The organism is Brachybacterium sp. (genome assembly GCF_052095815.1).
Taxonomy (GTDB): Bacteria; Actinomycetota; Actinomycetes; order Actinomycetales; family Dermabacteraceae; genus Brachybacterium.
Map to the genome: position 1 here is coordinate 84,543 of NZ_JBQDLF010000002.1, position 11,596 is coordinate 96,138.

9 protein-coding genes are annotated in these 11,596 nt (G+C 71.3%); 6 read left to right on the top strand and 3 right to left on the bottom strand.

Annotated elements, in window-relative coordinates:
* Window positions 1-18 precede the first annotated feature (18 nt).
* The 5 genes from ACTH43_RS01385 to ACTH43_RS01405 all read left to right on the top strand — a co-directional run bounded on the left by ACTH43_RS01385 (window position 19) and on the right by ACTH43_RS01405 (window position 4,651).
* Entirely contained in the window at window positions 19-813 is a 795-nt protein-coding gene (locus ACTH43_RS01385; RefSeq protein WP_441443131.1) for a hypothetical protein, read from the top strand.
* 69 nt (window positions 814-882) lie between these two features.
* Entirely contained in the window at window positions 883-1,356 is a 474-nt protein-coding gene (locus tag ACTH43_RS01390) for a helix-turn-helix domain-containing protein (RefSeq protein WP_441443132.1), read from the top strand.
* Complete coding sequence (locus tag ACTH43_RS01395; RefSeq protein ID WP_441443133.1) at window positions 1,353-2,363, top strand: hypothetical protein; 1,011 nt, start codon at window positions 1,353-1,355, stop codon at window positions 2,361-2,363. Before ACTH43_RS01390 ends, ACTH43_RS01395 begins: the two co-directional genes overlap by 4 nt.
* Before the next feature lie 444 nt (window positions 2,364-2,807).
* Window positions 2,808-3,209 carry a hypothetical protein gene (locus tag ACTH43_RS01400; protein ID WP_441443134.1) on the top strand — a complete coding sequence of 134 codons (402 nt, stop codon included), beginning with the start codon at window positions 2,808-2,810 and terminating at the stop codon, window positions 3,207-3,209.
* Window positions 3,206-4,651, top strand: coding sequence for a tyrosine-type recombinase/integrase (locus tag ACTH43_RS01405; RefSeq protein WP_441443135.1), 1,446 nt, complete (start codon window positions 3,206-3,208; stop codon window positions 4,649-4,651). Before ACTH43_RS01400 ends, ACTH43_RS01405 begins: the two co-directional genes overlap by 4 nt.
* 368 nt (window positions 4,652-5,019) lie before the next feature.
* Here the strand turns inward: ACTH43_RS01405 and ACTH43_RS01410 are convergent, their stop codons facing one another.
* Window positions 5,020-5,958, bottom strand: a complete 939-nt coding sequence (locus tag ACTH43_RS01410) for an alpha/beta fold hydrolase (protein WP_441443136.1) — start codon at window positions 5,956-5,958, stop codon at window positions 5,020-5,022.
* 238 nt (window positions 5,959-6,196) lie between these two features.
* Here ACTH43_RS01410 and ACTH43_RS01415 point away from each other — a divergent pair, with 238 nt between their 5' ends.
* On the top strand, window positions 6,197-6,772 hold the full coding sequence (locus ACTH43_RS01415) for a TetR/AcrR family transcriptional regulator (protein ID WP_441443137.1): 576 nt from the start codon (window positions 6,197-6,199) through the stop codon (window positions 6,770-6,772).
* A gap of 164 nt (window positions 6,773-6,936) precedes the next feature.
* On the opposite strand, the gene ACTH43_RS01420 is transcribed toward ACTH43_RS01415, so the two are convergent.
* Window positions 6,937-9,435, bottom strand: a complete 2,499-nt coding sequence (locus ACTH43_RS01420; RefSeq protein ID WP_441443138.1) for a pyrophosphatase — start codon at window positions 9,433-9,435, stop codon at window positions 6,937-6,939.
* Between the two features lie 108 nt (window positions 9,436-9,543).
* A complete protein-coding gene (locus tag ACTH43_RS01425; protein WP_441443139.1) occupies window positions 9,544-11,595 on the bottom strand; it encodes a thioredoxin-like domain-containing protein in 2,052 nt (683 codons plus the stop codon).
* Between the last annotated feature and the right edge of the window lies 1 nt (window position 11,596).

Consider the following 11,596-nt stretch of genomic DNA (forward strand, 5'->3'; position numbering starts at 1 on the left):
TCAGGCACACTCATGCGTATGTTCACGTCCGCTCAGCATGGCGACGGCCCCACCGGGGCCGACGCTGGCGCGCTCTCCTGGAGCCGCCTGCGCTGGCGTGACCGCTCGCAGGTGCGTCGGGCCGGCGTCTCCCGTGCCCGCTGGGCATCGTTGGACACCTCGCTGCGACGCGAGCTGTTGACCTCCGCACGGCACACGCACCCCGCACCTCTGACCCGCGCTGCCGATCGCGGGGCGCTGCATGGCCCTCGCCGCGAGGTGCTCCCGCCCGATCACCCGCAGCATGTCCTCGCTCGGAACGGACGCCGCACGGATGCCTGCTACCGGCGCGCCGAGGCCGAGACACCTGCGGAGGCGATCGCCTCCGATGCGCAGCGCGCCGACCTGGAGCGCGCCGAGAGCACTGCGGGTTACCAGAACGGTCTGACGTTCTTCGACGTCCTGACCGCCCGTCTACTCGCCGAGCTGGGCGAGCAGACGCAGCCTGAACAGCGACCGATCACCCATCGCCGCGGCGTCGCAGTGGATGCTCGCGCCCTCGCACTCCGCGAGGAGGCCGAGCGCCGCGCCGAGCACACCGCGGCGGCACTGTCCGCCGTCGTGTTGCTGATCCTCTCCGCCCTGGTCGTCCTCGCCGAGCGACCCGAGCAGGTGACCGGTGCCGGCCCCGAGGCCCCTCGCCCTGACCCTCCGTCGCCGCCGCCCGCGCAGCTCGCGCTCGTGCGCTCAACGCTGACCGCAGCACCCCCGCGGGGCACCGTGTCGGTGCCCTCCCTGTGCTGCGCTGTCCCTCTTTATCTGTCCGCCGCCTGACGCTGTAGGCCGGACGCACCGACACTCGCGCTCCCACCCCGCCAGGCGGCGGACGATGGAGACCCTGCGATGTACGCGCCCCCGCGCTTTACCACCTTCGACCTGCCCGAACACCTCGTGCTGCTCGCACGTCACGAAGCCTCAGAACGGGCTGACTGCCACCCCCGCACGCTGGATAGCCTGATCAACGAGGGCAGACTGCCCGTCGTCCGTCTCGGCTCTCGCGTCCTCGTGCGCATGTCCTCGCTCGACGCCTATCTGGATGCGCGCCGCACCCCTCCCGTGGTCCGCGCAGCACCCGCCCCGGGCGATAACGCGTTGGGACCATTCCTCGCCGATCGCCGCGAGACGGCCCACTGGCTGCGCGTGAGCACGTCCGCTCTCGATCGGTGGTCCCGTGCGATCGACAACCCCGACCAGCACCTCCCGTCGATCACAGTCGGACGCCGCCATGTGCGCTACCGGGCGAGCGACGTCGCCGAGTTCATCGACCGCCACAGCCACCCCGCCACGCACGGCCCGCTCGCAGGTCGGATCGCATGAGCCAGACACCCGACGCCCCCGACCTCAGCACCGATCCGGAGATCCTGAACCAGCGATATGTGCTCGTGGACGCCGAGCACCCCCGAGGCTGGGCGGAACGGATCACTGCCCGCCTGCGCTACCTCACGCCGACCGCTGCCCTCGTGGCCGAAGCGATCGCGCTCGACAAGTGGTCATCCAACCCCAGCGACCGCGCCGACTACACCGCACCGGGCGCTGAGAAGCTCGCCCGCTTCACCGCCCTATCGGAGGATGCTGTAGGCGATGCACTCGCACTGCTGACCATGCCTCTCTCCGAGCGCGGAGCGCCCTTCACCGAACCGCTGCTGTTCCGATACCAGTCAGCGCGTCAGGCCTCGGAGAGCCGCCCTGGCACCTTCTCGCGGTTCCAGCTCCGCGCGCCTGAGCTGCTCCCGGGCGAGCGAGGCGACGTGCTGACCGGCGCGCGTCCTGCCGTGCTGCCGCTGAATTTCATCCCCCGCGCAGACCTACGCAATGGTGACCGTCGGGTGCTGACCCGCATCGCCGCCCGCTCTCGCGACGGCCTCACCTACGCCGGCACCGTCAGCGCGCTCGCTCGCACAATCGGCGTCAACTGGAAGACCGTGCACGGTGCCCTCGCTCGCCTCACCGCACCAGGCACCTATGACGACGGCTGGGCCACCTACCAGCGCCCGCCGCTGCTGGAGCAGGTCACCGCCCCCGAGGCAAACCGTGAGGGGCGCTGGTCGCTGGCCCCCCTGTACGAGTACCTGCCGCCCTACCTCCGCGAGGCGTACACACCAGTGCCCACCTCTCCAGTGCCTATCCATTCCTCCGTCCACAATCCGCAGGGCGAGGCATCGGGCGCTCTCCAGTCGCTCTCCAGTGCCTATCCAATCGCCTCTCCAGTCCCTATCCATTCACCTCTCCAGTGCCTCCAGCAGAACTCCCCCCCCTACTCAGTCTCAGTCTCAGTCTCAGTCTCGATCCCAGTCACTCAGTGCCAGCGCAACTCCAGAGAGTGACTCGCGCGCTGTGGATAACTCAGAGAGCGAGGACCGATGAGCACTGCGCAGATCAACTCGACCTCGCTCCTAACGTCCGCCGCGCTCCGCGTCTCCGACGCGCAGCCGATGCTCGCCGGCCTCGCCTCTTTTTCTGAGGTGACCCCCCAGACCACCCCGCGCCTTCCCTGGAAATCCCCCCCGACCGACCCAGAAAAAACGGATAGGGACCGGACAGCGACTGGAGAGGCTGAGACGACCAGCCCCAGCCCGCTCACGGCCCCTCAGATTCACTCGGATTCCAGCGGATCAGCACCGATGCCGGCTGATCAGGTCTGCTGGCTCGAAACGTCACCGATCCGCACCGAAGACGACCGAAGCGCGCAGGCGGCTTCTGTGATCTTCGCTCTGAGGCCCTCGTGCCGCTGGGCCGGCTGCTCACGCCCACTGGTCTACGTCGCGCAGATGCTCTGCCGCCAGCATTACCAGCGCATCCGCAGGTCTTTGCGCTCCCCCAGCGGACGTGCCAACGACGGGCGAGGCGCGCCCACTCGTGACGTCGTCGGCTACTTCGGCGCGCACGCCCGAGTCCGTGACCGCTACGGGCCGGCCTCGCTGTACGGGTGCGAGCTGTGCCCAGACCGCGCTGGCGAGTGGGCGCTGCTGCCGTCCGTCGCGCCCGAGCTGTGCCCGCGCACCGGCCTTCGCTACTCGCTCGATCCGGAGGACTACATGCCGCTGTGCGTCTCATGCCACAAGCTCCTGGACGGCGGCAATCCACCGATGCCAGGACTCGTGCCGCTGTCTCTGGGCGGCGATCTACGGCCCGTGGTCCGGCGCGAGTCGTGGGGAGGTGACGAGCGATGAGCCGGCGCGAGTTCGGACAGATCGACCGCCAGCGCTCGGGCCGCTACCGCGCCCGCTTCACCGCGCCGGATGGCCGGCTGGTCTCCGCCCCTGTGACCTTCACGAGCCGGCGCGAGGCGGCGGAATACCTCGCCCGTGTGCGAGGCGAGCTGCTCGCCGGACGCGCTGCCGGCGTGGTACCGACCGCAACTGCTCTCACGGACTACGCCGAGAGCTACCTGCGGACCTCCGCTCCCTCGCTCCGGCCCCGCACTCGGGACCTGTACCGGCGCCTGACCGACCGCTGGCTGCTGCCTGCCGTCGGTGAGGGCACCTCGCGGGTCCAGCTCGGGCCGCTCAGCCTCTCCGACCTCTCCCCGGCCCTCGTGCGCGAGTGGCACGCCGCCGTCGTCTCCCGAGCCCATGCAGAGGCTGTGAGGGCCGCAGCGGGCCGCAGGGCCACTCCTGCCCGTGCCGCTCGCTCCTGGGCCACGGGCGAGGGGCTGGAGGTTGCTCCCACCGGACGCCTGCCGCTGTCTGTGCTGGCGGCGTGGGAGCGCGCCGGATCACCACGCCCCGAGCCTGAGCAGGTCCGGGAGGACGCTGGACGCACCGTCGCCGCTCAGGCGTACCGACTCCTGCACACGATCCTCGCGCAGGCGGTCACGGACGGGTTGATCGCGACCAATCCAGCCCGGGTGAAGGGCGCGAGCACAGTCGATCATCCCGAGCGCCTGCCGCTGACGCCCGAGCAGGTCAGTGCCCTCGCCGAGGCGATCGCCCCGAGGTACCGCGCCGCGGTGCTCGTGGCCGCATGGTCCGGACTGCGCCCCGGCGAGGTGTTCGCGCTGCGCCGCGGCGACGTCGATCCCGAGGCCCGCACCGTCACCGTCCGCCGCACGCTGGAGGAGGTACCGGGCGAGCCGCTGGGATTCGGTGAGCCGAAGACACGCGCCGGTCGCCGCACGGTGAGCGTGCCCGCTTCCGTGGCGCGAGACCTCGCCGAGCACCTGGCGACCTACACCGACCCCGGCGCCGAGGCGCTGGTGTTCGGACGCCCGGATGGTCGCCCGATCCGTTCCGGTGACCGTGCGCGAGCACTCCGCCCCGCTCGTGAGGCGATCGGACGTCCGGACGTCACCTGGCACCATCTCCGGCACACCGGCGCGACTCTCGCCGCGCAGGCCGGTGCGACGTCCGCAGAGCTACAGCGCCGCATCGGGCACTCCGACCCGAGAGCTGCCGCGATCTATCAGCACGCCGGCGCGGAGCGGGACCGCTGGATCGCTGACCGCCTGGAATCACTCACCGTCCCGCAGCCGCCCGCCCCGTCCGATCCGTCACCGACACGCCCAGCACCGGCCCCGTCCGCCGTGCTCCCAGAGGTCGCCAGCGACGCCCCACAGCCTGAGCCGGTGCACGCTCCGAGGCGTAGGCACCTCTCGCTCGTGAGGTCCGCATGACGGCTGATCCTCCCTGGCCAGCACCGATGACCGGTGCCAGCGCCCCGAGTGGCAAGTGCCGCCCGGGGCGCTCGTGCGTCTGGCACCCGGTCGGCCCCCAATCCTGCGGGGCTTTGCGGGGCTTCGCACGCCAACCTCTGGCGACACGCGCTCACTCGTGCGTACAATAGGCACCGCACGCAATCCACCGAAACCTCCCCTGACCAGGGACAACGGCAGGGATTCGGTGCGTTTCCCAAGCTGATAGCGCGGGTTCGATTCCCGTCACCCGCTCTCGATGATGTCGCAGGACATCCGAAGGGCCCGGCACCGTGAGACATGGTGCCGGGCCCTTCGTCATGCCGGGAGATCCCGGGGCCAGGCGGAGCTCAGCGGGCCGGCAGATGCTCCTGGATCCAGCTGATCAGCTGGTCCCGCACCTCGTCGCGGATCGGCGGCTCGTTGTGGATCTCGTGGCGGTATCCCGGCCATACCCGCACCATCACGTCCTCCACGCCCGCCTCGCGCAGCTTCCGGCCGACCTCCTCCGGACCCGCCCCGAAGCCGCCGACGGGGTCATCCTCCCCCGCGAGCACCGCCACCGGCAGGTCCGTGGGGACGCTGGAGTACCAGGCATCGGGGGTCACCTCGCGGTACAGGCCCACGAAGTTCCGCAGGAACCGCAGGGTCATCACCGCCTGGAAGTTGTTCAGCGGGTCGCTGGCGTGGTCGGCCACGACGCCGCGGTCCGCGGCTACCCAGTCCGTGGGTCCCTGGACGTCGTCGTAGCGATCGAGGAAGCCCTCGAACAGGGTGGGGAGGAAGGCGCCCGCGGGGGCGTCGCCTCCGTCCCGTGCGATCGCCGCATCGATCTCTGCGAGCGCCACGGCCTCGAAGGACGGCTGCGCGGCGGCGATCCCTCCGAGGAGGAGGCCCGCGAGCTCCTCGCCGTGCTGCGCGGCATAGCCGCGCGCGATGATTGAGCCCCAGGAGTGCCCGAACAGCACTAGCGGGAGGTCGGGGTGGAGCTCCCGGACCTTCTGAGTCAGGGCCCATTCGTCGGCGATGACGCCGTCGGGATCGGCCGTGCCCGAATCCTGCCAGTGCCCGCTCAGAGCGGCGGTGCGACCATGCCCCATATGGTCATCAGCGGCGACCACGAAGCCCGCGTCCAGGAACGCGGAGATCAGACGCAGATAGCGACGCGAGTGCTCGCCCAGGCCGTGCACGATCTGCACGATCGCCCGCGGCTGCGGCGGGGAGTAGATCCAGGCTTGGATCCGATCCTGACCGGATGTGGACTCGAACTCGAACTCATGCAGGGCCATCGTCACTCCTTCGTGGGGGTCTGGGTGCGCACACCCTACTCGCGTGCGTCACTATGCCTCCAGGTCAGCGCCGTACCTTCAAGTCAGCGCCGTCGCCACCTCCTCCTGGGGTCAGGCCTTGCCCGAGCCCGGTGAGCAGGAGCCTCCCGCACGGAGAGCACGGACAGCGCGGAAACCCGCACGTCGGCGCATCGCCGCCCGGGTTATGTCGATCTTCGCGGAAGTGTAAGAATGCGGCATGCCCAAGATCATCGGAGGATCCCTCGAGGAGCATCGCGAGCGCACGCGGGAGAAGATCTTCGCCGCGCTCGCCGAGCTGCTCGAGACGCAGTCGTTCGAGTCGGTCACCTTCTCCCGCATTGCGTCCGCGGCCGGCGTGGGGCGCACGGCGATGTACAACCACTTCCCCGACCGCGAGACCCTCCTGGTCGAGTACGCGATCCATGAGACGACGGACTACATCGCCCAGCTGCGTGCCGGGGTGAGCGATTCCGCCACCCCCCGCGATGCCGCGATCGCCTACGTGCACACCCAGCTGGACCTCAACATCTCCTTCCATGTCCCGCAGACCTCCGGCGGCGCGAGCCTCACCCCGGAGACGGCCGCGCGCATGCGCGACCACGTGGTGCTGATCGAGGACGTGCTGCGCACGATCGTCACCGACGGCGTGGCCGGTGGTGACTTCGCAGCTGATCTCGATGTGGACGCGACCGTGCGCATCATCAACGGTCTACTGGTGGGCTCCTCCGCCAAGCGCTACTCCCGTGAGGCGCTCGAAGGCTTCGTCCTGCGAGGCCTGGGCGTCGAGGCCTGACACCGGCGCCGACGCCGACGCCGCGACGCAGACAACCGAAACGCCCCGTTCGAACCGCAGCTGCGGATCGAACGGGGCGCTTCGCTGTCTGAGGCCGGCGGGGCCGTCTGAGCCCGACTACGCGGTCTGGACCCGGCGGGGCCGTCTGGGCCCTGCGGGGACGGTCAGTCCTCGTCCTCCTCGTCGGACTCCTCTGCGGCCCTCGCCTCGGCGCGGCGCTTCTTGCGCTGGGCGCGGGTCGGCTTCTGAGCAGGCACCGGGACCTGCTCGACGTTCTCATCGTCGGCCCCCCAGTCCATCGCATCCAGACCCCCGTCCGCAGTCTCCTCGGCCCGGGCGAACAGCGGCCGGGAGATCTCTCCCTCACCATCTTCGAGATCCACCTCGGGGGCCGTCGCGGCCACCACCCAGCAGACCAGCACGATGACGAGGGCGAGCACGGCGATGCCCCAGCGCAGGAAGGCGCTGGTGCCGTCGGTGGTCATGCCCACCACGGCGCTGACGGACAGCGCCGCCAGCAGCGAGGTGGTCAGCAGCAGCGGGAGCGCGACGGAGCCGACGGCGGCGCGCAGGATGCCGGTCAGCACCGTGCCGCCCAGGGCGCCGGAGTGGCCCCAGGAGCCGCGACCGCCATAGCGGCCCGAGCCGATCACGGCCGCGGCGTTCTCGAGGGTCGAGGCGGAGCCGAGCAGCCACAGGCCCAGGCCTGTCGCCGTGAGCACCACCCCGATCACCAGTCCGGGCAGAGCCCCCGGTCCCAGACCGAACCCGGCCACGATCGGCATCAGCACGACCAGCACCACGGACGGCACGGCGGCGCGGCGCACCATCTCCGAGAGCTCGACCAGCTCGGCGCGGGCACGGCCCTCGAGCATCGAGGCGCGGGTCTCGACCACGGCATTCGCACCGAGGCGGCGGGCGCCGTCGAGCAGGGAGGCGGTCACCAGCAGCACGGTGATCACGCCGAGCCCCACCCCGCCGAGCACGGTCAGGGAGGTGGGACCGACGGCGTGCAGGGCACGGTCCTCCCAGACGGTCGCGGCGCGGGGTGCGAGCTGCAGGGCGCTGCCCAGCGGGCCCAGCACGGGCAGGGCGGTGAGGGCGCCTGCCAGCAGCAGCGCCGCGCGCGGACCGGTCGCGGCACCGGCACCGGCGTTGGCCAGCCCGGCGTCGATCTCCGGGCCCTCGGTCAGAGTGGACGCCAGGAGGGAGCCCGCATGGGCCGCCACCACGATCAGGGCGCCGATCCCGGAATACGCCAGCAGCGCGAGCGCGAGGGCGGGCACCCCGGCGGAGAGCACGGCGATGACCGTGGTGATCAGGACCAGCAGGGCCACGACTCCGGCCGCGGTGAGCGCGGTCGAGCCGAGCCCGGCGGTGAGGCCGAGCGCCCCGCCGGTGCGGGCGGTGCGGGCGGCGCGCAGCACGGTCCCGCCGAAGCGGTGCCCGGTGCCGCCCAGCAGCGCCACCGTGCCCAGCGCGGTGAGGGCGCCGAGGCCGAGGGCGATCGCGACCACCACGTTGGGGGTGATCGAGTAGAGCGTGAGGGTGTCCAGGAAGGCGCTCGCGTACTGCGACTCATCGGTGCTGGTCAGCCACTGGCCCATGTCAGTCAGCGCGCCCTCGATCTGCGGCTCGAGCTGCTCGCGCGGGGTGGGGGTGCCGCCGGTGATCGCCGGGTCCGTGAAGTTCTCGAGGCCCACGTCCTCGAAGCGGAGGTCCTTGTAGAGGGACGGGATCCACAGCGCAGCGGCGGCGACTGCTCCGGCGGCGCCGAGCACTGCCGGGATCAGCCCGCCCAGACGGAGCGCTCCGCGCTCATGGCCGGTGCTGCCGACGTGAGGCATCACTGCGGCGACGGCAGCGGCCAGCAGTGCCGCTCCGAGCCCCAGCAGCACCACGATGAATCCTTCCGCCGCGAAGACGGGGATCCCCAGCAGCACTCCGACCGCGGCGACCGCTGTGGCCACGGCGACCAGATCGGCGCTGAGTCCACCTCCGCGGCGGAACATGCGGACGCTGCGCAGGTGCGGACCGCCCAGGTTCTGCGGGTCTTCCGCGTCCAGCTCGTGCTCGTCGGTTCCCACGAGGAGCCCGGCGGAGGAGGCGGCCGCCTCGATGGGTGCCCCGCAGACCCGGATCGCCAGGGCGGAGATCGCAGCGCCTGCGGCCAGGGCCATCAGCGCCGGTCCGGCGGTCGTCTGCAGGAACCACACGATGATGACGATCGGGATGATCGCGACGGCCAGCGCCCCGGTGACGGCGAGCGCCCCCAGCCGGGAGATCATCGCGGCGCGTCGTTCGGCGGCGATGCCGAGGGCGGCCAGCTGGATGGCGATGCCGCGCCAGGCCGCGAGCGGTCCGAGGGCGACGCCCACCAGCAGCAGCGCGGAGCGCAGGATCCGGTCATCGGTCGTGCCGGGAGCGAGGTACAGCAGCACCGCGACCGGCAGGCCGATCCACAGCATCAGCGAGCCGGCGGAGAGCAGCTGCGCGCCGAGGCGATGGCCGAGTGCGTCGTCGACCTGGTCGCTGTCCTCATCTCGACGCATCCGGCTGGGGACGACGGCCCCCGCGACGAGGGCGGCGAGGGCGAGCACGCCGAGCGCCAGGAGGGTCCAGGCGAGATCGTCGCCCAGGGGGAATTGCGTGATCAGATCCACGGGTGAGCTTCCGACGACGGGGCTCGGCAGGCCGAGCAGGTCAACGCACCGGAGCGGGGCTCCGGCGGACGAGAATAGCGGAGGGCGGCGGCCGGGGCCTGGACCGACTCAGTCCAGCAGCGAGAGATCGAGATGATCCGGTCCGCCTTCGACGACTCGGATCGGGACTCCCCAGTCCTGCTGATGCATGTGGCAGGCCGGGAACTCGACCGCCGGATCTGCATCGCAGGAGGCGGCCCGGGCGCTGACGTGCAGCACTCCCTCGGTGTAGGCGGGATCGAGCTCGAGCGTGCGCTCGAGGGCGGTGTCCACCCCGGCACCTGCGGTGAGCATCGAGGACGGGGTGGTCGAGATGGTCACCTGGGTCGAGGGGCCCAGGGAGTCATCGAGCTTGTGGCCCGGCGGCGGGGTGAACAGCACTCGCACGGTGAGCGGGCCCGGTCCCACCTCGGTGACCGGCCGTTCGGAGCGCTGAGCGCCCTGGTCGATCATCCGTTCGGCAGCCTTCGCCACAGGCACCCAGGTGATGCGGTGGGTGCCGGACTCGACGACGATCAGCTGACCGATGCCGTCCACCGGCGGGCCGACGATCGCGTCCGACGGCTCCTTGAGGTCGGTGGCGACCGTGACCACGTGCGCGGTCCCGCCGCCGTCCCCGGCCCCGTTCCCCCCGGCAGCGGTGCCCCCAGCAGCGGTGCCTGTGCCCGAGGCGCCCGGAAGGTCCGCGATCCCGACCATGCCGCTGAGGGCGGTGATGCCGCCCGTGGTGGCGTGGTCGCCGTCGGCCGACGGCTCCTCGATGATCCGGATCGCGCCGTTGTAGGTGTCGCTGACCGCGATGCGGCCATCGGGCAGTGCCGTCACCCCGAGCGGGTGCTGGAACCGCGCGACGTCCGCGGCGCCGTCCACATGCCCGAAGTCGAACAGCCCGTGCCCCACGAGGGTGCTGACCTGCATCGTGCGCGGGTCCAGGATGCGCACGGCGGAGGTCTCGGAGTCGGCGATCACGATGCGGCCGTCGGGCAGCTCGTCGAGCCCGGAGGGCTGGGCCCACCAGGAGGTCACGGCCGGACCGTCCACCAGGCCCTCCTGGGTGGTGCCGGCGAGCACCATGAGCGCACCGGTGACCGGGTCGAAAGTCCACAGCTGGTGGATGCCGGCCATCGCGATGACCGCCCGGTTCAGCACATGCGACCAGGTCAGGTCCCACGGCGTGGACAGTGAATAGGTGCGTGCATCCCCCTCGCCCCGGGGCAGCGGCTCGCCCTGCATCCACTGCGCACCGGTGCCGGCGACGGTGGTCACCTCGGTCGCGGTGCGCGAGCGCAGCAGGCGGTCCTGGCCGACCTTCACCCCGCGCAGGCGGTGATTCACCGTATCGGCGATCAGCAGGTCATAGCCGACCTCGGCGGCGATCTCGTCAGGGAGCGCGAGGACGCCGTTGGGCTCGGCGAACTGTGCGATCTCGGCGTCACCGTCGGCGTGGCCGCGGGTCCCGGTCCCGATGATCGCGTCGACCGTCGTGCCGTCGTTCTGGAAGACCACCAGCCGGTGCTGGCCGGCATCGGAGACCACCAGGCGCCCGTCCGGCAGGACCGAGAGCTTCGAGGGGAAGCGGAGGGTCTGGGGGGTGCGCTCGGTGAGCACGGTGGGGGCCGGGCCGCGACGCAGCGAGCCGTCGGCCTCTCCCTCGGCGACCAGCTGCTCGACGAGCTGGTCGAGGTTCGCGGCATGCCCCTCACCGGAGAGGTTGCCGGCGATGCGGCCATGGGTGTCCAGCACCATCAGGGTGGGCCAGGCGCGGGCCCCGTAGGCGCTCCAGGTCTCCAGCTCCGGGTCATCGATGACCGGGTGGGTGACCTCGTAGCGCTCGATGTTGGCGGCCAGTGCCTCAGGGTCCTTCTCGAACTCGAACTTCGGCGAGTGCACCCCGATGACCACGAGCTCCTGCTCCCACTTCTCTTCCAGAGGGCGCAGCTCGTCGAGCACATGCAGGCAGTTCACGCAGCAGAAGGTCCAGAAGTCCAGCAGGACGATCTTCCCCCGCAGCGCTTCGAGGTCGAGCTCCGCACCTCCCGTGTTCAGCCAGCCGCGGCCGCGCAGGGCGGAGCCGTGGGCGCGGGCGGTCAGGGGCGCAGAAGGATCGGACGCTGTGCTCATG